The organism is Sulfitobacter sp. 15WGC (assembly GCF_005068605.1).
Taxonomy (GTDB): Bacteria; Pseudomonadota; Alphaproteobacteria; order Rhodobacterales; family Rhodobacteraceae; genus Sulfitobacter; species Sulfitobacter faviae.
The window spans coordinates 153,510-178,092 of sequence record NZ_SZNL01000004.1 but is presented as its reverse complement, the minus strand read 5'-3'; the positions used below and the strand labels follow the sequence as shown (position 1 = coordinate 178,092).

The window sequence follows — 24,583 nt, the reverse complement described above, 5'->3', positions numbered from 1 at the left end:
CTCGAAATATATCGCCTCTCGCATTACCTACGCGGTCTGGCGCTACTTTCAAGAAGCCTAGCGAAAACGTGTGTCCTGCGGCGGGTAGGACGGCGTGCGTCCGCCTGCCCTGCGCCAGCGCTCCGCCTCGCTATGGGCGTCGAGGATCATGCGCTTGTAGGCTTGGCCGTAGCGATCAACCGGTACGATGCGGAATTGGGTGAAACGGCCCTTGCGCTTGCGGAATTTCGCGTCGGCCTCGGCCAAGCTCTCACGGATTCCGGGCTGCACGCCCATCCGGCCCGCATGTTGGACCAACGCCGCATCCCCCGCCGGGATGCCAGTAGAGGTATCCAAACGCCCGCCGAATGCCGCCACCCCTTCGGCCACCGCCGAGCGGTCGGTCAGGTTCGCCTGCCCCGGCGCAGGCGTGGGCAGGGTGTTCAGGTTGTCAGGACGCTCCAGCGGCTTGACCGGTTGGATCAGGAACTCATCAGGCCCTTCAGAAGTCGGCTGCAAATCGCGAAGGCCCTGATTGCTGCAGGCGGCGAGGGCCAGCGGGATCAAGCTGATGAGGGCAATGCGGCGCATGGTGTCTCCTTTCAGGGTCTGCTTGTTCAATATCGCAGGCAAGCGGGCAATGTCACTGACCTTTTTTTGCCCCGGCGTTTGGGCGCGCTTTTCGGCTCTCCGGTAAAGAGGATCAGCCCCAAGGCCCCGGCAAAGATAAAGACATCCGCCAAGTTGTAGACGAAAGGGTTGTTGATGCCGCAGCAGGAGTTGTTCAGGAAATCGAGCACATAGCCGTAGATCAGCCGGTCCGCCACATTCGCCAGCGCCCCGCCGACCAGCAGGCCACCGCTGAGCTGCGCCCAACGCCCATGCGGGCTGCGCCAGAGCCATAGGGTGACGCCCGCGCAGATCACCAGCGCCACCACGATCAGCACCCATTGGCTCATGTCGCCGCCGAGGCCAAAGTTGATGCCCCGGTTTTCCCCGTAGCGGAAATTCAGCACCGGCGGCAGCACGTCGATGGAGCGGACACGCGCCAGTTCCATCATGTGAATGACCACATATTTGCTGATCTGGTCGATCAGAAAGGCCACGAAGGCCGCGATGCCGAATGTCCGCATGGGGCTCCCCTTTGCTTAGTGCCGGAAGTGGCGCATGCCGGTGAAGACCATGGCAAGGCCCGCCTCATCCGCCGCCGCGATCACCTCGTCGTCACGCATGGAGCCGCCGGGCTGGATCAGCGCCGTGGCACCGGCCTCGGCCGCGGTGATGAGGCCGTCGGCGAAGGGGAAGAAGGCATCAGAGGCCACGACCGAGCCCTGCGTCAGGGGGGCTTCGATGTCCATCACCTCGGCCATGTCTTGGGCCTTGCGCGCGGCGATGCGGGTGCTGTCGACGCGGCTCATCTGGCCCGCGCCCACGCCCACAGTGGCGCCATCCTTGACGTAGATGATGGCGTTGGACTTGACGTGTTTCGCCACAGTCCAAGCAAAGAGCATGTCATCCAGTTCCTGATCCGAGGGCTTGCGCTTGGTCACGACTTTCAGGTCATCGCGGGTGATGCGACCCACGTCCTTGTCTTGCACGAGAAAGCCGCCCGAGACCTGACGCACCGCCAGTTCGGCGGCGGTCGGATCGGCGAGGCCTTCGGTGGTCAGCAGGCGCAGGTTCTTCTTGGCGGCGAAGATGCGCTTGGCATCCTCATCCGCGCCGGGGGCGATGACGACCTCGGTGAAGATCGCCGCGATGGCCTCAGCCGTCGGCCCGTCCAGCGGCTGGTTCAGCGCGATGATGCCGCCAAAGGCCGAGGTTCGGTCACAGTCGAAGGCGCGGGTGTAGGCTTCCAGCAGCGTCTCGCCCCGGGCCACGCCACAGGGGTTGGCGTGTTTGATGATCGCGCAGGCGGGGCCGTCCTTGGGGTCGAACTCGCTGACCAGCGCGAAGGCCGCGTCGGTGTCGTTGATGTTGTTGTAGGACAGCTCCTTGCCTTGGTGCTGCACCGCGTTGGCCAGACCGGGGGCGTTCGAGCCATCGGTGTAGAAGGCCGCCTGCTGATGCGGGTTCTCGCCATAGCGCAGGGTCTGGGCCAACGTGCCGCCAAAGGTGCGGCGGCGCGGCGTGGCCGCGACCTGCGCGGCCATCCATGTGCTGACGGCGGTGTCATAGGCAGCGGTGCGGGCATAGGCGGTCTGGGCCAGCCGTTGGCGCAGGGCGTAAGTGGTCTGGCCGTCGTTGGCCTCCAGCTCCGCGATGACCTCGGCGTAATCCTCGACATCCACCACCACATTGACGAAACCGTGGTTCTTGGCCGCCGAGCGGATCATCGCCGGGCCGCCAATGTCGATATTCTCGATCACCTCGGCGTATTCCGCGCCCTTGGCGACGGTTTCCTCGAAGGGGTAGAGGTTCACCACCACCAGATCGATCGCGCCGATGTTATGTTCGTTCATCGCGCCGACGTGTTCGTCATTGTCGCGCAGGGCCAACAGACCGCCATGCACGACCGGATGCAGCGTTTTCACGCGCCCGTCCATCATCTCGGGAAAGCCAGTCACATCGGCCACATCCAGAACCTCAAGCCCCGCGTCGCGCAGCGCTTTCGCGGTGCCGCCGGTGCTGAGCAATTCGACGCCCCGCGCCGCCAAAGCCTTGCCAAGGTCCAAAAGACCGGTCTTGTCGGATACGGAAAGCAGGGCGCGTTTGATGGGATAGAGGTCGGGCATGGGGCTGGTTCCTTGGTCAGTCTTCATCAGCATAGGGATCGTCGATCGACAAATCTCGCACGCCAATCGCAGTTTCCTGCGCTTTTGACAACGACCAGCGCACCCGCGTGGCATAGTTCATGGCATAGCCCGAGAGCACGATCTGCTGCGCGGCGCGTGGTTTCAGGCGGGTTGTCTCGAGGTAAACCCCCGGTTCCAAAGACAGATTATGCGTGCCGTCATGGCGAAACACCCAAATCTCCCCGCTTTTCAGCGCCATTGAGATCGCAGCCCCGCCAAGGTCCAAGTTGGCATCTACATCCGGGTGCAGGTGAAACCGAATGTCGAAGGCGACCCCCTTTGACTGGGCGGCGTTCAGCACTTTGTCAAAGCGCCGCTTCTCCGCCCCCTCTATCGCCAGCAACATATCCTCCCCCGAGAGGCCGCGCCCGTCTGCGGTCAACTCCAGCCGCCGCGCGTGGGTCAACCCGTGGCTGCGCAGATAGGCGTCATGCGCGCCTTCGAAACGCAGCCCGTCCGCCGCCTCTCCAATCTCGACGGGCACATGGCGCGGGCCCGCGATCAGCGCTTCCGCCCCGCTATGCGGATCAGGCTCCGCCAGTCGCGCGCTGGAATGACCAACAAGCGACAGGGCCGAATGCGACGGCGTGGCCCGCCCCGCCCGCCGCCACTCCAGCCCGAAAGACGCGCCGGAGCCGCAGTTCACCACCAAGGGCCGCCGCCCCGAGGTCAGTTCGAACGCCAATGTCGAGGCATGGGCGTTGGTCGAGGCCGCACCGCTTGGCGGGGCTGCCGCATCGACGATCACGCTGGTGCGGCCTGCGGACAGTCTTGCAAAGCCCATGGCCAGCCCATCGGGCTGCCGCGTCCTGACCTTGGCCGCCGCCAGCGCGTGGTCCAGCCAGCCCTCCATGCCGCGCCCGCCGCCGTGAAACCGCGCCAACGCCCCATCCGCATGGCGCAGGCTGCGCAGGGTCGGCGCGATGCGCTCGATCGCGGTCAGATGCTCCTTGGGCGTGCTGCGGCCCGCATCGCTCAGCGCAGCGGCGGCCCATGTCAGCAGGGTGAAGACCGCCAGCAGTTCCTCGGGATTGCGCGTGGGCAGCCCGCCTTCGTCATCGATCTGGCTGGCGCATTCCCGGGGGAGGGCCTTGACCGCCGGATCGGCCAGTTCCGCCAGCCCCTCCAACGATAGGCTGGCATAGATCAGCCCGGCCAGCGCCTCGAAACGCGGCAGGCCGGGGGCCGCCCCGCGCCATCGTTTCGACAGGAACCGGGTCTGCCGTTCGAGGGATCGGTAGAAGGCGTCGCTCTGCTCGGCCTCGGTCCCGCGCAGCAGGAAAAGCGCGTGGTTGATCCAACGGATCAACCGCCGCCCGGTCAGCGCCGGGGTCCAGCCCGGCCCCTGCCCGCGCCCGAAACGGTCGATCCAGCCCCAAAGCCACGCCTGCGCCGCCCCCCGCGCCCGCGCATCGCCCACGGCAGCAAGGTCATCGAGCCACGCAAAACCGTGCAACTCCGCGGCAAAGGCGGGGTCAGGCGGGGTCAGGTCCCACATGGCGGTTTGCGGTGCGGTCAGCAGGCTGCCGGCAAAGAGGTAATTGCCCGCCATCAACTGCCGCCCCCGCGCGAAAGAGCCGATGGTGCGCGGCTCGGGCGAAGAGGTGAACGCGACGACGCGCCCCCGGCCCCGGGTCGCACGCCAAGCATGGAAGCGGTTCAGAAACCGCGCCCTGCGGGCCATGACGCTGGAAAGATTAATCATATCAAGCTGCCCCTGACGCTCTGCTGGCGTTTGGCGGCAGCATAACCGCGGCCCCACAATGAGTCACCGGATTTTCCCCACGCGGCGGGGGATCGGCGGGGAACCGACGCTTGCCACCGCGCGGCGGCGCGGCCTAAACAGGAACACCCCAAGCGGAGCCGCCGATGATCGCCAGCCTGATGATGTACCTGCGCCCCGAGACCGCCGAGGCGACAGGGCGCTACTGGGCCATGATCCGTGACGCGCTGCGCGCGCAGGGCACCCCGGCCCCGGAAAGGCTGAGCAATGATGCCGAGGAATTCGCCGTCTGGACCGCGCCCGACCTCACCCTTTCCCAGACCTGCGGGATGCCTTACCGCCTGTGGCTGCACGACCGTGTCACGCTGATCGGCACGCCGGACTTTGGCGTCGCAGGCTGCCCGCCGGGGTATTACAACAGCGTTTTCGTGGTCCGCGCCAATGATCCCCGTGAAACAATTTCCGATTTCCACGCGGCGCGGTTCACCTACAACCAAACATTCTCGCAATCAGGCTATGCCGCCCCTTACGCGCATTGCCGGGCGCGGGGGTTTTGGTTTGCAGAGCGCAGCCAAAGCCACGGCCACCGCGCCTCGGCCAAGGCCGTGGCCGAGGGACGCGCGGATATCGCGGCGCTGGATGCAGTCTCTTGGCGGCTGATCGAAAGCCATGACGCTTTCGCGGGTGACCTGCGGGTGCTGGAACGCACGGTCCCGACCCCCGGCCTGCCCTATATTGCGGCAGCGGATGCCGATGCGGTGGCAATAGCCGCGGCGGTGCGTGCGGCCATCGCCGGGCTCATGCCGGAAGACGCCGCCACGCTAGGGCTCCGCGGCCTCATAGACATCCCGAAAGCGGCCTATCTCGCCGTGCCCTCCCCACCCGACGGGGCGTGAGGGTCAGTCCTTGCGCAGACAGGCGATATAGAACCCGTCCATCCCGCCTTGATCGGCCCAGAAATCGGGGCGCAGGCGCAGCCCGCCCTCTTCGGTGTGCCAATCAGCCTCGACCCCCGGCAGTTCCAGCGCGGCGGTGTCGACGTTCATGTCGCCATGCCGCTCCAAGGCTTCGTCGACCTGCACTTCGCCCTCGTCGGGCAGCAGGCTACAGGTGCAGAACACCAACCGCCCGCCGGGCTTGAGCAGGCTCCAGGCGTGGTCGATCAACTCGGATTGCAACTCGATCAGATCACCGAATTCCGATCCGTCCTTGGCATAGGGCAGGTCCGGGTGGCGGCGGATGGTGCCGGTGGCGGAGCATGGCGCGTCCAGCAGAATGGCGTCGAATGTACCCTGCACGGCGCGCGCGTCCTTGATCAGCGTCTTGGCCTTCAGCCCGACGCGGGCGAGGTTTTCCTTCACCCGCTGCATCCGGGGGTGCGACTGGTCAACGGCGGTGACGACCGCCCCCGCGGCGGCCAGTTGCATCGTCTTGCCGCCCGGCGCGGCGCAGAGGTCCAGCACAGTCTCGCCCTCCCTGGGCGCCAGCACCCGCACCGGGATCGCGGCGGCGGCATCTTGCACCCACCAGTCCCCCTCGGCAAAGCCCGGCATGGTGGAGACCTGCCCGGCATCCGTCACCCGAACGGAGCCTGTCGGCAGCAGCGTGCCCCCCACGGCCTTTGCCAAAGTGGCAGCGTCGCCCTTGGCGGTCAGATCAAGCGGTGCGCCGGCGAAATGCGCCTGTTCCATCGCGGCCATGGCATCGGTTCCCCAAGCCTCAGCCAGCGGTCCGCGCAGCCATTTCGGCAGGCGCGGCGCGCGCAGGGCATCCCACGCCTCGGGCCCCTGAGCGGCGATCTTGCGCAGCACCGCGTTGGTCAGCCCCTTGAGATGGCTCAGCGTGCGGTGCTGCGAGACGAGGTTCACCATCGCATTCACCACCCCATGCGCGGCCCCGCCCTGACAAAGCTCAACCGTGCCGACCCGCAGCACATTGCGCACGGTCAGCGGCGGTGCCTTTTGCAGGTGTTTTTGCAGCAACCGGTCCGCCCGTTCCAACCCGCGCAGCGTGTCCTGCGCCAGACGCTGCGCCCGCGCCCGATCATCGGGGGGCAGCTTGTCCAGCGCGCCCGCGGCAAGAAGCTCGGACATCAGCCGCGGCTCATCGCCCAAAATCTGATCCAGCAGATATACCGCGCTTCTGCGGGCCTGAACGCCTGTGTCTGCCATGGTCATATCCTATCTGGGTCTGGCTTGAGGGGTTGCCGGGTTGTCTGGGCCAGCGGGCGACGTATATCAAGGGAGAACTTGGCTCAAGAGGACCATGATGCCCGATCAACGCCCCATTCCCGACAGCAGACCCGGCCCTGACCCGACGCCCAGCCCCAAACCGGACCTGCCCCCGCAGCCCAAACCGGGGCCGAAACCGATTCCCGACACGCCGCATGACCCGACGCCGACCCCCGGCCCCGACCTGCCTGCCGCCGCGCAACGCGCCTTGGCCGAGGCCGCGGCCCGGCGCGAGGCCGCCGCCGCGCTCGACATGCCCACCGAACTTGGCGGGCGCGATGGGCCGGAGCCTGTGCGCTATGGCGACTGGGAAAAGAAGGGCATCGCCGTCGATTTCTAAGCTGTCTTAGCGCAGGGTCAGCACCGCCGACTCACCCGCACCTTTGTCAGAGGTGAAGCGGATTTTCGCGCCATCGCGCATGACCACTTGGCAATTATAGCCCAGATCCTTGCCGCCCCAGATCAGCGTGCGGCAGAAATAACCGTCTTTCCACGACCACTTGCCGGTGACCTCCCAAACCGCGCCCTTGCCGGAAATGGCCCCACCTGAGGTGACCCGCAGATCGACCAGCGGGCGGGTCAGCCTTTTGCCATTCACCGCCGCAACGAAGTCTGACTTGTTCTGAATACGGGCATATTCCGCCGCAGCGGGCAGACCAACAGCCGCGAGCATCGCTGTCACGGCCAGTGCAAAGGTAATCTTCATCGAAACCTCCCTTGGGGTGAGTTGCCTGAGGCACTCACGTAGCCAAGGAAGGTAAAGTTTCAGACAATTTGCCTGCGCCTCAGCCCTTCAGGCCAAGTACGTCCAGCATGTCATACTCGCCCGGTGCTTTGCCCTGCCCCCAAAGAGCGGCCTTAAGCGCCCCGCGGGCGAAAAGCGCACGGTCCGAGGCAACGTGGCGCAGGATGATCCGCTCTCCGGCGGCGGCGAACATCACGTCATGTTCGCCCACGATATCGCCGCCCCGGATCGCGGTGAAACCGATATCGCCCTTTTGCCGCGCGCCGGTGATCCCATCGCGGCCCCGGTCCGAAACATCCGCCAGTTTGACACCGCGCCCCTCGGCGGCGGCTTCGCCCAGCATCAATGCGGTGCCCGAGGGGGCATCGACTTTCTGATTGTGGTGGGATTCGATGATCTCAATGTCGTAATCCACGTCCAGCGCGGCGGCGACCTGCCGGGTGAGCTGCGTCAGCAGGTTCACGCCGAGGCTCATGTTCCCCGCACGAACGATGACGGCCCCCTGTTCGGCGGCAGGGGCAAGCTGCGCGATCTCATCTTCGGTCATGCCGGTGGTGCCGATGACATGGACGATCCCGGCCTTGGCGGCCTCACCGGCAAAAGCGATGGTGGCCTGCGGCGCGGTGAAGTCGATGACGGCCTGCACCTTGCCAAAAGCCTCTGCCGCATTGTCTGTCACAGTCACGCCCGAGGCCGTGCCGCCCATCGCCTCGCCCAGATCGCGGCCAATCCAGTCATGGCCCGGACGCTCCAGCGCCGCGGCTAGATGCATTTTGTCGCTGGCGATGATCTCACGGATCAACATTTGGCCCATGCGGCCAGAGGCGCCGGTGACGGCAATGCCGGGGGTCTGTGTCATACTCGGTCTCCTGCGGTTCTGGCCGTGACTGGCAGGGCCGGTTTAGCCCGTCGCGGAGCGCTTGGCAAAGTGCAACCGAAGCCTTAGATGGGGGGCATGGCAAAGAACAAGTTTCATGAGGGCCCCGGCCCGTCGCAACGACAACTCCGCGTGGGCGAAACCGTCCGCCGCGCCTTGTCCGATGTTCTCGCACGCGGGGATGTGCATGACACCGATCTCAATCGGATGTCGATCACCGTGGGCGAGGTGCGCATCTCTCCCGACCTCAAGATCGCCACGGCCTATGTGCTGCCCTTGGGCGGGGAAGGTCAGGATGAGGTTCTCAAACTGCTGGCCCGCAACAAAAGCGAATTGCGCCGTCAGGTCGCCAAGAAACTGACGCTCAAGTTCTCGCCCGATCTGCGCTTTCAGTTGGACCAGACCTTTGACCGGATGGACGACACCCGCCGCATGTTGAACCAAGAGGTGGTGCGCCGCGATGCGGATGCCCCCGATGACGACGGTGCCGGTGACAGTGCCGACGGCGCGCCGGATCAGTGATCCGCGCGGGCCTGATCGCATTCGCGCTTCTGGCGCTGAAAGGCACGCCTGCGGACGCTGCCGAATGCCGCAACATTACCTTTGACGGCAGTTCCTACACGGTCTGTGAAGTCGATCTGGAGCGGGATGACCTGCGGCTCTTTCTCAACAATGAGGCGGGCGCGCCCTATGGGTTCTTCGGCTCGCTCGACGAGGCGTTGAAAGCGCAGGGGCTGCGGCTCGGTTTTGCCATGAACGCGGGCATGTACCACGAAGACCGCTCCCCGGTTGGGCATTACATCGAAGATGGAGTCGAGACGCGCGGCGTGATTGACAGTGCTGGCCCCGGCAATTTCGGCCTGCTGCCCAATGGGGTCTTTTGCCTGCGCAAGGGCCGCGCCGATGTGATCGAGACCAAGCGCTATCTCAAGGCCAAACCGAACTGCCGCTTTGCCACGCAATCGGGGCCGATGTTGGTGATCGACGGGGCGCTGCACCCGCGATTCCTGCCCGACAGCACTTCGCGCTATATCCGAAACGGGGTTGGCACCACGGCAGATGGCAAACGCGCGGTTTTCGCGATTTCCAACGATGTGGTCACCTTTCACGAATTCGCCCGGCTCTACCGGGATGAGTTGGACCTGCCTAACGCGCTGTATTTCGACGGCAATATCTCGCGCCTGCGCGCCCCCAGCCTGCGCCGCAGCGGGGCGGGCTTTACCACCTTGGGGCCGATCGTAGGCATCGTGACGCCCGCAAAGTGAGCTTTTCGGCGCATGAGGGCTGGGCAGCGCGGCGCGGCTCCGATAGAGGGCAGCACCACAAAAGCGAAGGGGCAAGACATGGCACGCAAACGCAAGGGTCGCGATATTTCCGGTTGGCTGGTGGTGGACAAGCCCGCGGGCCCCACCTCGACCGCCGTGGTCAACAAGGTCCGCTGGGCGCTGGAGGCCAAGAAGGCGGGCCACGCAGGCACGCTCGACCCCGAAGCGACCGGCGTTCTGGCCATCGCCTTGGGCGAAGCGACCAAGACCGTGCCCTATATCACCGACGCGCTCAAAGCCTATGAGTTCACCGTGCGGCTCGGCATCGCCACCAATACCGACGACGCCGAGGGCGAAGTCATCGGCACCTCTGACCTGCGCCCCGATGACGCCGCGATCAAGGATGCGCTGAACGGCTTTATCGGTGACATCCAGCAGGTGCCGCCGCAGTTCTCCGCCGTAAAGATCGACGGCCAACGCGCCTATAAACGCGCCCGCGACGGCGAAGAGATGGAGATCGCCGCCCGCCCCCTCTGGGTGGAAAGCCTGCTGCTGGTCGACCGCCCCGATGCCGATCATGTCACGCTTGAAATGGTCTGCGGCAAAGGCGGCTATGTCCGCTCCATCGCGCGCGATCTGGGGCAGAAGCTTGGCTGTCTCGGCCACGTCCGCGAATTGCGCCGCACATGGTCCGGCCCGTTCGAAGCGGCCAACGCCCTGACGCTGGCGCAGGTCGATGAGCTGGCCCGGACACCGGAACTCGACACCTATCTGTTGCCGCTGGCCGAAGGGCTGGCCGAGCTGCCCGAAGTCAAAGCCACCCCCGAAGGCGCCACCCGCCTGCGCAACGGCAACCCCGGCATGGTCATCGCCCATGACGTGGAATATGGCGATGAATGCTGGGCCTCGTTCGACGGGCAGCCTGTCGCCGTGGGCCGCTTCAAGGCGGGAGAGCTGCACCCCAGCCGGGTGTTCAACCTGTCGTCGGACGCGAATGAGGGCTGAATGGCCCTGATCACCCGCAGCCACACCAAGGGCGACGCACCTTCGACCGCGGTCTACTCGCCCTGCGAGCAATACCGCTACAGCCTCACGCGGATCTGGGACGCAGGCGCCCCGCAGGTGATGTTCGTGATGCTGAACCCCTCCACCGCGACCGAGGTGCAGAACGACCCGACGGTCGAGCGGTGCGAGCGTCGGGCGCGGGTACTAGGCTTTGGCGGCTTCCGGGTGACCAATATCTTCGCCTTCCGCGCCACCGATCCGCGCGACATGCGCGCCGCGCCCGATCCTATCGGCCCCGACAATGATGCCACGCTGGTCGAGGGGGCCGATTGGGCCGACCGCATCATCGCCGCTTGGGGCGTGCATGGCGCCCATCTCGACCGCGGTCTGGCCGTCGCCGCACGACTGGCTGAGGGGGAGAAACCGCTCTACCACCTCGGCCTCTCCAAAGCCGGGCATCCGCGCCATCCGCTGTACCTGCCCTACACCCAAGAGCCGGTTCTGTGGCAGCCCGAGCCCCCGGCGCGGGCAGGCATTCGTTAACCATTTCCCCGCTATTCCTTTGATTTTACAGCCACGACATGCCCTTTTGAAGCTGGGACGATGTGTGGGGCATCAAGCAATCAACGGGTGGAACTGCGGATGTTGTGGCTGGCTGGGGTAATGGGTCTGATGGCGGTCGGCGCCGTCACTTTCGTGGAAATCGAAACGCCGCCGGAGGACGCGTTGCCTGAGGGGGACAGCCCGGGCGGCGGCACCACCACGGTCGGAGATATCCTGTCGGGCAGCGATGACGGTGAGACGGTGGAGGGCGGCCCCGGCGACGACCAGCTTGGCGGCTACGGCGGGGAGGACCTGCTTCGTGGCGGCGGCGGGGATGATGACCTGCACGGCCACGGCGGCAATGACACGCTCCAAGGTGGCGCGGGCGGCGACATCCTGCATGGCAATGGCGGGGATGACGACCTCTTCGGCGGCGCGGGCAACGACAGCCTCTTCGGCCATAGCGACGACGACTTTCTCTATGGCGGGGCGGGCGATGATGCGCTCCAAGGCGCGGCGGGGGATGACCTGCTGGAGGGCGAAGCCGGAAACGATGCCCTGCAAGGCGGGCTTGGCGACGATGCGCTGCGCGGCGGCGCGGGCGTGGATACGCTCTTTGGCGGCTGGGGCGACGACACGCTCACCGGGGCGGATGACCTACAAAACCCCGATTTCCTGAACGGCGGCGGCGGCGACGACCTGATAATTGCGGGCGCCGGGGATGTGGTGACCTCGGGCGACGGCACCGATCAGATCGCCTTGGGGGACTGGATCGGCCAAGGCGGGGCGGCGCAGATCACGGACTACCACGCGGCGGACGATTCGCTGCTCTTTGTCTGGGACGACAGCAGCGCGGGCGGGGCGGAGCCACCGCTCTCCATCCTGCCCGACCCGGAGGATGCGGGCCAAACCCTCGTCCTGCTGGACGATATCATCGTCGCGCGGGTGGCGGGGGACAGCATCACGCTAGACGATATCGCGCTGATCCCGCTCTCTGCGGCCTTCGACCTCGGCCTCGCGGCCTAAGGCGGTCCGGAGCCCATGCGCAAATCACCCTTTGCCAAAGGCGGAAATTCCTCCTATACGCCCCCATCGCCTGCTGATTCCGTCAGCGGGTGATATCTCCATGGGCCTGCGCTGGACGACATCCCGGCCTGCGCCATCCATTTTAACTCTTTTCGAAAGGAGACCCCGATGTCGATCACTGCTGAAGAAAAAGCAAAAGTCATGAAAGAATTTGGCACCAAAGAAGGCGACACCGGTTCGCCCGAAGTTCAGGTTGCCATTCTGACCTCGCGCATCACCACGCTGACCGAGCACTTCAAGACCCACAAGAAAGACAACCACGGCCGCCGTGGTCTTTTGAAAATGGTCGCGACGCGCCGCAAGCTGCTGGATTACGTTAAGGCCAAAGACGAGTCCCGCTATCAGGACCTGATCAAACGCCTCGGCCTGCGCCGCTAATCGCGCGCAAGCCGCCGGAAGTTCCGGTGACAGGACGACCAAAACCTCCCGGCCCCTGCCGGGAGGTTTTTTGTTGCGCGCAGACCGGGGCGCGCTGCGGCGGAAAGAACCCGCCGCTTATGGCCCCGAGGCGATAGAACGCTTCCCATTTGCCATGAAAACATGTATGCCCGCGCAATCTGAAATCCGGCGCCCGGACTCCAGCGCCTGAAAAAGAAGATACCGGAGTCAGGGGCAATACGGCCCCTATGCAATGGCCAATGGGCCAAAAAGGAAACGTAGATGTTTAATGTAACAAAAAAATCGATCCAGTGGGGCGAAGAGACGCTGACACTGGAAACCGGTAAGGTTGCCCGTCAGGCGGACGGGTCGGTGATTGCCACGCTGGGCGAGACCAGCGTCATGGCCAACGTGACGTATGCACGTCAGCAAAAGCCCGGGCAGGATTTCTTCCCCCTGACCGTGCACTACCAAGAGAAATACTATGCCGCCGGTAAAGTACCGGGTGGCTTCTTCAAGCGTGAGGCCCGCCCCACCGAGAAGGAAACACTGACCGCGCGTCTGATCGACCGTCCGATCCGCCCGCTCTTCGTCCCCGGCTTCAAAAACGAAGTTCTGGTGATGTGCACCGTGCTGAGCCACGATCTGGTCAACGACCCCGACATGGTCGCCATGATCGCCGCCTCCGCCGCGCTGACACTCTCGGGCGCGCCCTTCATGGGTCCGATCGCGGGCTGCCGTGTGGGCTATGAGGGTGGCGACTATGTGCTGAACCCCACCATCGACGACATGCAAGACCTGCGCACCAACCCCGACCAGCGCCTCGACCTCGTGGTCGCGGGCACCAAGGACGCAGTGATGATGGTCGAATCCGAAGCCTATGAGCTGTCGGAAGAGGAAATGCTGGGCGCCGTGAAATTCGCGCATGAGCAGATCCAGCCGGTCATCGACCTGATCATCGATCTGGCCGAGGAAGCCGCGAAGGAGCCTTTCGACTTCCAGCCCGAAGACTATTCCGATCTGTCGGCTGCCGTGAAAGCCGCTGGCGAAGACGAAATGCGTGCCGCTTTCGCGATCGTGGACAAGCAAGAGCGCACCGCCGCCGTTGCTGCTGCCCGTGAGACGATCAAGAGCAAGCTCACCGAAGAGCAGCTTGAGGACAAGAACCTCAGCTCCGCAATGAAGGGCCTTGAGGCCAGCATCCTGCGCGGCGACGTGGTGAAAACCGGCAAGCGTATCGACGGCCGTCGCACCGACGAGATCCGCGACATCGTGGCCGAAACCGGCATCCTGCCGCGGACCCACGGCTCGGCGCTTTTCACCCGTGGTGAGACGCAGGGCCTCGTGGTGACCACGCTCGGCACCGGCGACGATGAGCAGTTCATCGACGCGCTGCACGGTAACTTCAAATCGAACTTCCTGCTGCACTACAACTTCCCGCCCTACTCGGTCGGCGAAGTGGGTCGCGTGGGCCCTCCCGGACGCCGCGAAGTCGGCCACGGCAAGCTCGCATGGCGCGCCCTGCAGGCGGTTCTGCCCGCGGCAACAGACTTCCCCTACACCATCCGTCTCGTCTCCGAGATCACCGAATCCAACGGCTCCTCGTCGATGGCATCGGTCTGCGGTGGCTCCTTGTCCATGATGGACGCGGGCGTGCCGCTGAAATCGGCCGTGGCCGGTGTGGCGATGGGTCTGATCCTCGAAGATGACGGCTCCTACGCGATCCTGTCGGACATCCTGGGTGACGAAGACCACCTCGGCGACATGGACTTCAAGGTTGCGGGCACCGAAGCCGGTATCACCTCGCTGCAGATGGACATCAAGGTCGCAGGCATCACGCCCGAGATCATGGAGAAAGCCCTGGCCCAGGCCAAAGAAGGCCGTATCCACATCCTCGGCGAGATGAACAAGGCGATCTCGGGCGCCGCGGACTTCTCCGTCCACGCCCCGCGTATCGAGACCATGCAAATCCCGACCGACAAGATCCGCGAAGTGATCGGCTCGGGCGGCAAGGTCATCCGTGAGATCGTCGAGGTTTCCGGCGCCAAGGTCGACATCAACGACGAAGGCACCATCAAGATCGCCAGCCCCAACGGCGAAGCGATCAAGAAAGCCTATGACATGATCTATTCGATCGTGGCCGAGCCCGAAGAAGGTGCCATCTACACCGGCACCGTTGTGAAAATCGTCGATTTCGGCGCCTTCGTGAACTTCTTCGGCAAGCGCGACGGTCTGGTGCATGTCTCCCAGATCGAAAACCGCCGCCTGAACCACCCTTCGGACGTTCTGAAGGAAGGTCAGGAAGTGAAAGTCAAGCTTCTGGGCTTCGACGATCGCGGCAAGGTGCGCCTGTCGATGAAAGTCGTCGATCAGGAGACTGGCGAAGAGATCACTGCCGAGAAGAAAGAAGCGGCAGAAGGTTAATCAAAAACTGCTGCGGACCCTCACCGGGGGTCCGCAGCTTCCCCTTGGGGCAGTACGAGACATGCGCGCAGAAAATCTGGTCACGATTTGCATCACCATGGGGCTGCGCCCCGATGTCTTGCAACAAACACTCGAAAGCCTCGGCCCGGAGCTGCGCAAGCTGCCGATCATTGGCATCAACGACTTCGGCGATGCCGAAACCAGCGCGGTCTTCGACCGGCTCTGCCCTCATGGGCAGCGCATCGATCTGGGCAAACAGGTCGGCCACCACCCCGCCGTCGACGCCATGTATGCCAAGGTGCGCACGCCTTATGTCTTTCACATGGAAGACGATTGGGAGTTCACCCGCCACGATTTTTTAGATGACGCCCTGCGCCTGCTAGAGGCCCATCCCGATGTCTCTTCGGTCTGTTTCCGCGACACTGATAACTTCTTCATCGAAGATGCGGCTCGCGCCCAGATCGTCACCGAAGAATGCGCCGGCATCCCCTATGCGCGGATGGATGCGCTCAGCCCCAAATGGTACGGCTATACTTTTAATCCGCATCTGGCCCCGATTTCCCTTTGGAAAGAGGTCGGCGGCTTCAGCGGTTTCAAACGCGAAAGCCACATCTCGCGCCAATTGCGCAAACAGGGTAAATTCACCGCTTTCCTGAAACCCGGCGCTTGCCAGCACATTGGGTTTGTCAGCGTCGCCCACAAACCGCCCTCCGCCTTCAAACGGTTCAAGAACTGGCTGCGCGGGCGGCCCACCCCCAAAGTTTAACCCGTATAAGCCTGTCATCGCCCCGCGCGCCGCAGGAATGAGGTCATAACGATGCCACAGCGCCCGAAGGGATTCGTCATCAATCTGGCCGCCTCCCCCCAGCGACTGGACAGTGCGAAGGCCGAACTGGACACCGCACAGATCGAAGCCGTCCGCGTGGATGCCTTCGACGGGCGCGAGATCGATCTGGCCCAATTCGCCCCCTATGACGATCGCAAAGCCCGACGTTTCATGGGCCGGTCGATGACCCAAGGCGAGGTCGGCTGCTACGTCTCGCACCAACGCGCCGCCGCCGCCTTCCTAGAGAGCGGCGATGAACTTGGTTTCGTCTTCGAAGATGACATCGCCCTGGAACCCACATTCAGAACCGTCGTGCCAGAGCTGATAGAATGGCTGCGCCCCCGCACCGATTGGCACTGTGTAAATCTGGGCGCGACACGCCTGAAAATCACCAGCCCCATGGCCAAAGTCGCAGGCGTGCCGCTGCTCCGCGCCCATTACTTTCCGATGCTCGCCCACGCGCTGATCTGGAACCGTGCCGGGGCCGAGGCCTTCCTCGCCGCCTCCGAACCTATCTTCTGCCCTGCGGATAACATGCTCAGACAGGTGCTGACGCGCTCCGACATGGGGCTTGCCACAGCCCAAAGCCTCGTCACGGCGGGCCGGTTCGACAGTGACATTTCCGCTCGTTCTGGAGGAAACAGAGGGCAATTCCGGCGTTCCCCCCTCTATGGCCTGCGCAAACAGCGTAGGTTGCTGCATGAAAAAGCGATGGCCTTCGCCCATAAGCTTAGCCATCGCTAAGGGCAGGTCAGCCCGGCAGCTGCGCTTTGCGCAAATAGGGCAACACCGTCTCAAACGCCCCGAACTTCGCCTTGGCGTCCTCATCCGACACCGTCGCGGGGATGATCACATCCTCACCCACCTGCCAATCCGCAGGCGTCGCCACAGCGTTCTTCGCCGCCGTCTGCAACCCGTCCAAAGCCCGCAGAACCTCTGCAAAGTTCCGGCCCACGTTCATCGGATAGGTCATGCTCAGCTTCAACTGCTTATCCGGCCCGATGATGAAAACCGATCGCACCGTGGCGCTGTCATTAGGCGTGCGGCCATCGGGCAAATAGGCTTCGGCGGGCAGCATATCAAAGGCTTTCGACACCTCCAGCCCCGCATCCGCGATGATCGGGAAACCGGCCTCGGCCCCTGCAACCTTCTCGATATCGCCCTTCCACTTCTTATGCTCTTCAACACCGTCGACACTGACGCCAATCACTTTGGTGCCGCGCTTTTCCCATTCCTCGGAAAGCAGCGCCACGGCGCCGAACTCGGTGGTGCAAACAGGGGTGAAATCCTTGGGATGGGAGAACAGGATCGCCCAATTGTCACCGACGAAGTCATGCAGGGAAAAACTGCCCTGATCGGTTTCGACTGTAAGATCGGGAATAGTGTCGTTGATACGCAAGCCCATGATATCCTCCGGGTCAATCTGTGAACAGATAGGTCAGAGGTAATCGCAAACCCCACCGGTTTCACCCCCCGATCGCCACAAAGCCCAACTTCACCGCAGCGCCACGGCCCCTTCCCCTTCATCCTTTCTCAAATACCAATCCCGCCCCCACCTCACGGCGCAAGGCCGGGCACGGAGCGCAGCTCAGAAAGGCGCCTTGGCCCGCACCTTCGTCGATGCGCCACCCTGCGGATGATTGAACCGCAATTCCTCGCTATGCAGCATCAACCGCGGAAAATCCCGCGCGGGCCCCGTGGCATAGAAAGGGTCGCCCAAAATCGGATGCCCAAGCGCCAGCATATGCACGCGCAGCTGATGGCTGCGCCCGGTCTTGGGGAAAAGCCGAAGGCGGGCAGTCTCCCCATCGTTCTTGACCATCTTCCAATCGGTCTGCGCAGGCTTGCCAGTCTCATGGCAGACCATCTGCCGGGGGCGGTTGGGCCAATCGACGATCAGCGGCAGATCGACACTGCCGGATTTCTCCGCAGGCACGCCCCAGACCCGCGCGACATAGGTCTTGCGGGTCATGCGCTTTTCGAACTGCAACCCAAGGTGACGCTGCGCATGGGGCGTCAGGGCAAAGATCATCACGCCCGAGGTGTCGCGATCGAGCCGGTGCACCAGCAGCGCTTGGGGAAAGACCGCCTGCACCCGCGTGATCAGGCAATCGGCCAGATGTTCGCCCTTGCCCGGCACGCTGAGCAGCCCTGAAGGTTTGTCGACCAGCAGAACTTCGGCATCTTCATGCAGAATGACCAATGGGTCCTGCGGCGGGTTATATTCGCTATCCATGGCTCCCCCTCGCAGATGCAGCCCCGCGGATCAAGCGGGGGCGATGCCGTCAGGCGACGGCGGCGAAACTATCCTTGAGGATCGCGCTCAGCGCATCGGCATCCGCTTGCGTGAAGGCGTTTGGCTGGTCGCTGTCGATGTCAAAAACCCCCAGCAACTCCCCCGCGCCGCTCCAGACCGGCAGAACCAATTCCGAACGTGTCGAGGAGGCGCAGGCGATATGGCCCGGAAAGGCGTCGACATCCTCGACCAATTGCACCTCGCCCGTACGCGCCGCGGCCCCGCAGACCCCGCGCGAAAAGGGGATTACGAGGCAGCCGTGCCCGCCCTGATAGGGGCCGATCTTCAACAAGTCGGGCGCGGTCACCCGGTAAAAGCCGGTCCAGTCAAAGCGGTCATCCGCGTGATGCACCTCGCAGGCGATGGTGGCCATCAGGGCCACGGCATCGTCTTCGCCCTCGGTCAGGGCGGCGATGGTTTTGGCAAGGGTTTGGTAGTCGACGGTCATGGCGATACTCTTATTGCAGACGGAAAAAGGGAGGCAGGCCGCCCCCTGCAATAGGTTAAATGGCCCGAGAGCTCAGGGGCGTTCGATCGCGATGGCCGTGCCCTCGCCGCCGCCAATGCAGATCGCCGCGACACCGCGTTTCAGCCCGCGTTTTTCCAGCGCATTCAGCAGGGTCACCATGATCCGCGCGCCCGAGGCACCGATGGGATGGCCAAGCGCGCAGGCGCCGCCGTTGACGTTCACGATATCATGGGAGAGGTCCATCTCATGCATGAAAGCCAGCGGCACGACGGCGAAGGCTTCGTTGACCTCCCACAGATCGACATCCTCTTTCTTCCAGCCGATCCGCTCCAGCAGTTTCTGTGCCGCGGGGACGGGTGCCGTGGTGAACAGCCCCGGCGCTTGGGCATGACTGGCGTGGCCGACGATGCGGGCGCGGATGGTCTGGCCGCGGGTCTTGGCAGTCTCCTCATCCGCCAGCACCAGCGCCGCCGCCCCATCGGAAATCGACGAGGAATTCGCCGCCGTCACCGTGCCGCCCTCGCGGAAGGCCGGTTTTAGCTGGGGGATCTTTTCGGGCCGGGCGCTGGCAGGCTGTTCGTCGGCGCTGACCGTGGTGCTGCCGCGGCGCGACCTCACCTCGACCGGGGCGATCTCATCTTCAAAGGCACCGCCCTCCTGCGCCTCGATGGCGCGCGACAGCGAGGCCAGCGCATAGTCGTCCTGCGTCTCGCGGGTGAACTGGAAGCGTTCGGCGCAATCCTCGGCAAAGGTGCCCATCAGGCGGCCCTTGTCATAGGCGTCTTCCAACCCGTCGAGGAACATGTGGTCGATCACCTGCCCATGCCCCAGCCGCGCGCCGCCGCGCATCTTGGGCAGAACATAGGGCGCGTTGGTCATGCTCTCCATGCCACCCGCGACCATCACATCGGTCTGGCCAAGCGCGATCTGGTCAAAGGCCATCATCGCCGCCTTCATGCCCGAGCCGCACATTTTGTTCAGCGTCGTGGCGGGCACCTCTTCGCTCAGACCGGCCTTGAACCCGGCCTGCCGCGCGGGGGCTTGGCCCTGGCCTGCGGGCAGAACGCAGCCCATCAGCACCTCTTGCACCTCGGCAGGATCCGTCTTGCCCAAGGCCGCCTTGATCGCGCTGCCGCCCAATTCCGCGGCGGTCAGCCCCTCAAAGGCCCCCTGAAAACCGCCCATCGGGGTTCTGGCTGCACCGGTTATCACGACATTGCGCATCACGTTCTCCTAGAGTTGCACCGCATACCAGTTGGTAAGGTTTTACGGTTAATCACGTCTCGAACTTCAAAGTCTCGGGGCATGTCTATGGAAGTTTCCGCCAAAACAGAAGACCGCTTTTGCGTGGTCAGCGTGCTGCATGACCGGATCGACGCCGCCGCGGCGCTGGAGTTCAAGGATGCGCTGCGCCGCGCCGCGGCCCATGCGCCGCCGGTGGTGATCCTTGATTTGCACCGGGTCAATTTCATTGATTCCAGCGGTTTGGGCGCGATCGTGGCGGCGATGAAACATCTGGCGCCGCAGCGCGCGCTGGTGCTGGCCGGGCTGACCCCGGCGGTGGAAAAGGTCTTTACCCTCACCCGGATGGATAGGGTCTTTGGCATCTTCCACACGCTTGACGCCGCCCTTACCGCGCATCGAGAATAGCGCCATGCGGCTCTCCGCCGCGCGGTCCGCGCTCTGCCCGTTCGAGATCACCGTTTACAGCGGCCCGCAGGCCGCGCGGGAGGCGCTCACGCTTTTGCTGGACGCGCTCTCCTGCCTTTCGCTCGGGGCCGAGGAGGTCTGCGTGGTGCGTTTGGTGGTCGCCGAAATGCTGAACAATATCGTCGAACACGCCTACCCCGACCCGCACCACCCCGGCCCCATCCATATCGCCTGCCATCACGCGCCCGACGGCCTGCACCTTGCCGTGTCGGACGAAGGGCTGCCGATGCCCGACCTGCAAGCGCCCTTGGGCCTGCCGCAAGAGATCGACCGCCCGGTTTGCGACCTGCCCGAAGGCGGCTTTGGCTGGTTCCTGATCCGCGATCTGGCGAAAGACCTGACCTATCGCCGCTTGGCGCAAGAGAACCGGATCGACCTGCGGCTCCCGGTTGGGTTACCGCCGCGTTAACACCTACGGCAGCGCGTCCCGCATATTTCCCAATACGGCCCCGCTGGGATCACAATTGTGCCTTGGTTGCCGGTCATAAACGGGGCTGTAGCTGCATATGGCTTCCCTCGGTGCCGTGTTTAATAGCCCCCACCCAGTACGCGGTGCCGAGGAACTTTCCCCCGCATTGGCAGAACCGAGATCTCCGTCTAGGGTCACGCTGACGTAATTCAGCGAGGGGCAGCACATGCGCGATTTTCACCTTCCCGGCCGGTCACCGGTCTTGGCCACCAACGGCATCTGCGCCACATCGCATCCGCTGGCCGCGCGGGCGGCGGTCGATATACTTGCGCGGGGCGGCAACGCGATGGACGCGGCCATCGCCGGGGCGGTGTTGCTCGGCATTTGCGAGCCGCAGATGACCGGGATCGGCGGCGACTGTTTCGTGCTCTACTCCCCGGCGGGGAGCGAGGAGGTCCATGCCCTCAACGGGTCCGGCTGCGCGCCAGCGGCGCTGGATTCCGCGAAATTGCGGGACAAGGGCGAAAAGACGGTGCCGCTCCGCTCGGCGGATGCCGTGACGATCCCTACGGCCATCGACGCCTTCTGCCACCTCTCCGAAAGCACCGGCAAACTGGGGTTGGACGCCCTGCTCGCCCCTGCGATCCACTACGCCGAGGCGGGGGTGCCCGTCGCCCCGCGCGTGGCCTTTGACTGGGCCACCGATGGCGGCACCCTTCAGGGGCGCGCGCGGGATCACTTCCTCATCAACGGAAAAACGCCCCGCACCGGCGACATCTTCCGCGCGCCGGGACAGGCCGAAGTGCTGCGCCGCGTGGCCGCGCAGGGCCGCGATGCCTTCTACACCGGAGAGATCGCCGAGGACATGATCGCCACCCTGCAAGCCGCAGGCGGCAGCCACAGCGCCGAGGATTTCGCCAAGGCCCGCGCCGAGGTCACGACGCCCGTGTCCGGCCAGTACAAAGACCTCGAAGTGGTCGAACATCCGCCCAACGGCCAAGGGGCGACCGCCCTGTTGCTGATGAATATCCTCGATCACTTCGACATCGCCGGGATGGACCCGCTGGGGGCCGAGCGGCTGCATATCGAAGCCGAGGCGACCAAGCTGGCCTATGACGCGCGCAACCGCTTTTTGGCCGACCCGGACCACACCACGCGGCTTGAGCACATGCTGGCGCCTGAGACCGCCCGCGCCCTTGCGGCCCTGATCGACCCCAAACGCGCCATGGCCGCCGCCGCCCCGATCAGCGAGGCGGTGCATAAAGACACGATCTATATCACCGTGGTCGACGGCGACGGCATGTCGGTCTCGCTCATCTATTCGATCTTCCACGGCTTCGGTTCTGGCATCGCCTCGGACAAGTTCGGCATCCTGCTGCAAAACCGTGGCGCGGGTTTCACATTGGAGGAAGGCCACCCGAATGAGCTGAAAGGCGGCAAACGCCCGATGCATACGATCATCCCCGGCATGATCCGCGAGAATGGCCGGGTGACCATGCCCTTTGGCGTGATGGGCGGGGCCTATCAGCCCTGCGGCCATGCGCGCTTTGCCTCGAACCTCACCGATTTCGACATGGATGTGCAAAGCGCCATCGACGCACCCCGCGCCTTTGCCGATGGGCAGGTGATGAAGGTCGAACGCGGCTTTGGCGACGACGTGCGCCAAAGCTTGAGCGATCTGGGTCATAGGGTCGAAGTGCCCGAAACGGCGATCGGCGGGGCGCAGGCGATCCGCATCCGCGAAGATGGCGTGCTGGAAGGCGCGAGCGATCCGCGCAAGGACGGCTGCGCTTTGGGCTATTGATGAAACGCTTGGGCGGGCGGCAAACGGCCCGCCGGGCTTAGTTCATCTGGAAATGCAGCGGATAGGCACCATCGGTGAAGGGGCCGAACAGATCGGGGATATCGGGGTGGTCCACAGGCTCCCCCGAATAATCGGCCACGAGGTTCTGCTCGGACACATAGGCCACATAGTAGCTCTGATCGTTCTCGGCCAAGAGATGATAGAATGGCTGATCTTTCACCGGCCGGTTCTCTTCGGGAATCGCCTCATACCATTCTTCGGTGTTGGCGAATTCCGGGTCGACGTCAAAAATCACGCCCCGAAAGGGATGCTTCTTGTGACGGACAATCTGCCCGAGGTGATATTTTGCGCGTGTTCGTATCATAACATGCTGCCCCTACCCCTCGACGGTAGCCCTTTCAAGGGGCTTTTGTCCAATCACAGCGGCTCTGCACGGGGAAACAGACTGTGAACGCCGCGCCGACAGTGGGTTTGCGGCAGCCCACCGCCCGGGGGCGCAACTGCTTTGCCAGCCTCCTGCGAAATACCGCCTGCGCGGGGCTTCGCAGTCAGCGCAATACCGCCCAGCCCGCCGCGCATTTTCCCAATTTAGTGATGTGATGGTGAGGGTGAATCGGTTAAACTCCTTCGAAAAAACGTCCCCTAACAAAAACGAGAGGCGAGAGGCAGATGAGCAAGCATTTTTGCGCAATGATGATCGTACTGCTGGTGGCATCCTGCGGCAGCGGGCCTCAAACGGCCCCACGTGATCTGGATAACGCCTGCACGATCCTGAAAGATCACCCCGACTACCTGCGCGCATTCCGCGCGACCGAGCGGAAATGGGGTGTCCCCATCCACGTTCAAATGGCCACCATCCACCAAGAGAGCAAATTCGTGGCGGATGCCCGGACGCCGTTCAAATATGTGCTGGGGGTGATCCCGATGGGCCGCCAATCCAGCGCCTTTGGCTATTCCCAGGCTTTGGACGCGACATGGGATGAGTATCTGGAATCCGAGGGCCGCTGGCGCGCCAAACGCGACCGGATTCGCGACGCGAGCGATTTCATGGGCTGGTACATGAACCTGACGCGGGAGCGGAACGGCGTCTCGCTGCATGACGCCCGCAACCAATACCTCGCCTATCACGAGGGCCACACCGGTTTTGCCCGCAAGAGCTACAACAGCAAGGCGTGGCTGGTCGGGGTCGCGGGCAAGGTCGATTCCCGCGCCAAACTCTATCAACGGCAGATCGCCGGTTGCCGTCTGGGCCGCTGGTAAACCCGCCCTACTCCAATGCAAAACGCCCCGGCCTGATCCGCCGGGGCGTTTTTTTTTGTTTCTAAAGGTCCGCTTAGCGTCTGCCGCCTGCCCGTGCGCCCGCGGTGTCGAACAGGCTGTTAGAGATATTGCCCCCCACCTGCATGTCACCCAGCACAACGGTCGTGGCGCTGCCGTTGCCATCATTGATGATCCACTGACGCAGCTGCACCGGATTGCCTGTGAACTTCATCTGGATGTTGCCATACTGCGGGTTGGCGGGGTCTTGGGCCGTGACCGTGGTGGCGGTGCCGTCATAGCTGTGGCCTGTCACCATCTTGGCGCGGCCCAGATTGACGTTGTCGGCCAAGATGATCGACAGCGGTGTTCGCGCCAGCGGATAGGTCTCAGCCGGTTGGTTCGACTTCTTGTCGTAGATCACGACCGTATTCGCCCCCGCGACAACCAGCCCGGAATCCGGCGCGTTATATTCGAAACGTACCTTGCCGGGGCGTTTGATATAGATCGTGCCCGTGCTGATCGACCCGTCGTCGTTGATCTGGGTAAAGTCGCCCTCGGCGGTGCGAAGCTGGTTCAGATAGCCCGAAATCTCATTCAGCGACAGTTGCTGCGCCGCCGCCGCGAGGGGGGCCGATACGGCCAGTCCAACCGCCAGAATCGCAGAAGTAAGTTTACGCATGTTGTTCGTCCTGTGTTGCCTCACGTTCTGACATAGGGCGGGCGGGCGTGATATTCGATATCAGGGCGCGGTTTTTCGC

Annotated in this window: 28 protein-coding genes; 15 read left to right on the top strand and 13 right to left on the bottom strand. The window is 64.0% G+C overall.

What is annotated here, in order from left to right:
* Nucleotides 1–57 precede the first annotated feature (57 nt).
* The 4 genes from FCK22_RS05140 to FCK22_RS05125 are packed head-to-tail and all read right to left on the bottom strand — an operon-like array spanning nt 58 to nt 4,479.
* The gene (locus FCK22_RS05140; RefSeq protein ID WP_067266722.1) at nt 58–570 is read right to left on the bottom strand and encodes a DUF3035 domain-containing protein; all 513 of its coding nucleotides are present in this window, start codon (nt 568–570) and stop codon (nt 58–60) included.
* A 26-nt stretch (nt 571–596) separates the two neighbouring features.
* Entirely contained in the window at nt 597–1,112 is a 516-nt protein-coding gene (gene lspA / locus FCK22_RS05135) for a signal peptidase II (protein WP_136720264.1), read from the bottom strand.
* Between the two features lie 15 nt (nt 1,113–1,127).
* On the bottom strand, nt 1,128–2,714 hold the full coding sequence (gene purH / locus FCK22_RS05130) for a bifunctional phosphoribosylaminoimidazolecarboxamide formyltransferase/IMP cyclohydrolase (RefSeq protein ID WP_067266725.1): 1,587 nt from the start codon (nt 2,712–2,714) through the stop codon (nt 1,128–1,130).
* Between the two features lie 16 nt (nt 2,715–2,730).
* The gene (locus tag FCK22_RS05125; RefSeq protein WP_067266726.1) at nt 2,731–4,479 is read right to left on the bottom strand and encodes a heparinase II/III family protein; all 1,749 of its coding nucleotides are present in this window, start codon (nt 4,477–4,479) and stop codon (nt 2,731–2,733) included.
* A 164-nt stretch (nt 4,480–4,643) separates the two neighbouring features.
* Here FCK22_RS05125 and FCK22_RS05120 point away from each other — a divergent pair, with 164 nt between their 5' ends.
* A complete protein-coding gene (locus FCK22_RS05120) occupies nt 4,644–5,393 on the top strand; it encodes a PhnD/SsuA/transferrin family substrate-binding protein (RefSeq protein WP_067266728.1) in 750 nt (249 codons plus the stop codon).
* Between the two features lie 3 nt (nt 5,394–5,396).
* Here FCK22_RS05120 and FCK22_RS05115 read toward each other — a convergent pair whose 3' ends face one another.
* The gene (locus tag FCK22_RS05115) at nt 5,397–6,668 is read right to left on the bottom strand and encodes an RsmB/NOP family class I SAM-dependent RNA methyltransferase (RefSeq protein ID WP_067266729.1); all 1,272 of its coding nucleotides are present in this window, start codon (nt 6,666–6,668) and stop codon (nt 5,397–5,399) included.
* A gap of 94 nt (nt 6,669–6,762) precedes the next feature.
* Between FCK22_RS05115 and FCK22_RS05110 the strand changes: the two genes are divergently transcribed.
* Entirely contained in the window at nt 6,763–7,068 is a 306-nt protein-coding gene (locus FCK22_RS05110; protein WP_067266731.1) for a DUF1674 domain-containing protein, read from the top strand.
* A 6-nt stretch (nt 7,069–7,074) separates the two neighbouring features.
* Here FCK22_RS05110 and FCK22_RS05105 read toward each other — a convergent pair whose 3' ends face one another.
* Nucleotides 7,075–7,434, bottom strand: coding sequence for a dihydrodipicolinate reductase (locus tag FCK22_RS05105; RefSeq protein ID WP_067266732.1), 360 nt, complete (start codon nt 7,432–7,434; stop codon nt 7,075–7,077).
* Nucleotides 7,435–7,513: 79 nt separating this feature from the next.
* Entirely contained in the window at nt 7,514–8,332 is an 819-nt protein-coding gene (gene dapB, locus FCK22_RS05100) for a 4-hydroxy-tetrahydrodipicolinate reductase (RefSeq protein ID WP_067266734.1), read from the bottom strand.
* A gap of 96 nt (nt 8,333–8,428) precedes the next feature.
* Between dapB and rbfA the strand changes: the two genes are divergently transcribed.
* The 9 genes from rbfA (at nt 8,429) to FCK22_RS05055 (ending at nt 16,621) form a co-directional block, all read left to right on the top strand.
* Nucleotides 8,429–8,872 (top strand): 30S ribosome-binding factor RbfA, encoded by a 444-nt coding sequence (gene rbfA / locus FCK22_RS05095; RefSeq protein ID WP_067266736.1) that lies wholly within the window; start codon nt 8,429–8,431, stop codon nt 8,870–8,872.
* The gene (locus FCK22_RS05090; protein ID WP_067266738.1) at nt 8,869–9,615 is read left to right on the top strand and encodes a phosphodiester glycosidase family protein; all 747 of its coding nucleotides are present in this window, start codon (nt 8,869–8,871) and stop codon (nt 9,613–9,615) included. The genes rbfA and FCK22_RS05090 overlap by 4 nt, the downstream gene beginning before the upstream one ends.
* Before the next feature lie 78 nt (nt 9,616–9,693).
* Nucleotides 9,694–10,620 (top strand): tRNA pseudouridine(55) synthase TruB, encoded by a 927-nt coding sequence (gene truB / locus FCK22_RS05085; protein WP_067266740.1) that lies wholly within the window; start codon nt 9,694–9,696, stop codon nt 10,618–10,620.
* Nucleotides 10,621–10,626: 6 nt separating this feature from the next.
* A complete protein-coding gene (locus FCK22_RS05080) occupies nt 10,627–11,163 on the top strand; it encodes a DUF1643 domain-containing protein (protein ID WP_067266763.1) in 537 nt (178 codons plus the stop codon).
* Nucleotides 11,164–11,292: 129 nt separating this feature from the next.
* Nucleotides 11,293–12,189: a calcium-binding protein gene (locus FCK22_RS05075; RefSeq protein ID WP_349237601.1), complete on the top strand. Its 897-nt coding sequence runs from the start codon at nt 11,293–11,295 to the stop codon at nt 12,187–12,189.
* A gap of 168 nt (nt 12,190–12,357) precedes the next feature.
* Nucleotides 12,358–12,627: a 30S ribosomal protein S15 gene (rpsO, locus tag FCK22_RS05070; RefSeq protein WP_067266742.1), complete on the top strand. Its 270-nt coding sequence runs from the start codon at nt 12,358–12,360 to the stop codon at nt 12,625–12,627.
* A 282-nt stretch (nt 12,628–12,909) separates the two neighbouring features.
* A complete protein-coding gene (gene pnp, locus FCK22_RS05065) occupies nt 12,910–15,051 on the top strand; it encodes a polyribonucleotide nucleotidyltransferase (protein WP_067266744.1) in 2,142 nt (713 codons plus the stop codon).
* Between the two features lie 61 nt (nt 15,052–15,112).
* The gene (locus FCK22_RS05060) at nt 15,113–15,817 is read left to right on the top strand and encodes a glycosyltransferase (protein WP_067266745.1); all 705 of its coding nucleotides are present in this window, start codon (nt 15,113–15,115) and stop codon (nt 15,815–15,817) included.
* A gap of 51 nt (nt 15,818–15,868) precedes the next feature.
* Nucleotides 15,869–16,621, top strand: coding sequence for a glycosyltransferase family 25 protein (locus FCK22_RS05055; protein WP_067266747.1), 753 nt, complete (start codon nt 15,869–15,871; stop codon nt 16,619–16,621).
* A 7-nt stretch (nt 16,622–16,628) separates the two neighbouring features.
* Here the strand turns inward: FCK22_RS05055 and FCK22_RS05050 are convergent, their stop codons facing one another.
* From FCK22_RS05050 to FCK22_RS05035, 4 genes are all read right to left on the bottom strand, one after another.
* Nucleotides 16,629–17,282: a peroxiredoxin gene (locus FCK22_RS05050; RefSeq protein ID WP_067266749.1), complete on the bottom strand. Its 654-nt coding sequence runs from the start codon at nt 17,280–17,282 to the stop codon at nt 16,629–16,631.
* A gap of 183 nt (nt 17,283–17,465) precedes the next feature.
* On the bottom strand, nt 17,466–18,113 hold the full coding sequence (locus tag FCK22_RS05045; RefSeq protein WP_067266751.1) for a pseudouridine synthase: 648 nt from the start codon (nt 18,111–18,113) through the stop codon (nt 17,466–17,468).
* Between the two features lie 49 nt (nt 18,114–18,162).
* The gene (locus tag FCK22_RS05040) at nt 18,163–18,621 is read right to left on the bottom strand and encodes a GAF domain-containing protein (RefSeq protein ID WP_067266753.1); all 459 of its coding nucleotides are present in this window, start codon (nt 18,619–18,621) and stop codon (nt 18,163–18,165) included.
* 72 nt (nt 18,622–18,693) lie between these two features.
* A complete protein-coding gene (locus FCK22_RS05035) occupies nt 18,694–19,866 on the bottom strand; it encodes an acetyl-CoA C-acyltransferase (RefSeq protein WP_067266755.1) in 1,173 nt (390 codons plus the stop codon).
* 87 nt (nt 19,867–19,953) lie between these two features.
* Between FCK22_RS05035 and FCK22_RS05030 the strand changes: the two genes are divergently transcribed.
* The 3 genes from FCK22_RS05030 (at nt 19,954) to FCK22_RS05020 (ending at nt 22,565) form a co-directional block, all read left to right on the top strand.
* Nucleotides 19,954–20,292: an STAS domain-containing protein gene (locus FCK22_RS05030; protein WP_067266757.1), complete on the top strand. Its 339-nt coding sequence runs from the start codon at nt 19,954–19,956 to the stop codon at nt 20,290–20,292.
* Between the two features lie 4 nt (nt 20,293–20,296).
* A complete protein-coding gene (locus FCK22_RS05025; RefSeq protein WP_067266759.1) occupies nt 20,297–20,761 on the top strand; it encodes an ATP-binding protein in 465 nt (154 codons plus the stop codon).
* A gap of 226 nt (nt 20,762–20,987) precedes the next feature.
* Nucleotides 20,988–22,565 (top strand): gamma-glutamyltransferase family protein, encoded by a 1,578-nt coding sequence (locus FCK22_RS05020; protein ID WP_067266761.1) that lies wholly within the window; start codon nt 20,988–20,990, stop codon nt 22,563–22,565.
* Nucleotides 22,566–22,602: 37 nt separating this feature from the next.
* Here FCK22_RS05020 and hspQ read toward each other — a convergent pair whose 3' ends face one another.
* Nucleotides 22,603–22,929: a heat shock protein HspQ gene (hspQ, locus tag FCK22_RS05015; protein WP_067261750.1), complete on the bottom strand. Its 327-nt coding sequence runs from the start codon at nt 22,927–22,929 to the stop codon at nt 22,603–22,605.
* A 305-nt stretch (nt 22,930–23,234) separates the two neighbouring features.
* Between hspQ and FCK22_RS05010 the strand changes: the two genes are divergently transcribed.
* A complete protein-coding gene (locus tag FCK22_RS05010; protein WP_067261748.1) occupies nt 23,235–23,825 on the top strand; it encodes a lytic transglycosylase in 591 nt (196 codons plus the stop codon).
* Between the two features lie 73 nt (nt 23,826–23,898).
* On the opposite strand, the gene FCK22_RS05005 is transcribed toward FCK22_RS05010, so the two are convergent.
* Nucleotides 23,899–24,504, bottom strand: a complete 606-nt coding sequence (locus FCK22_RS05005) for an outer membrane lipoprotein carrier protein LolA (RefSeq protein ID WP_067261746.1) — start codon at nt 24,502–24,504, stop codon at nt 23,899–23,901.
* Between the last annotated feature and the right edge of the window lie 79 nt (nt 24,505–24,583).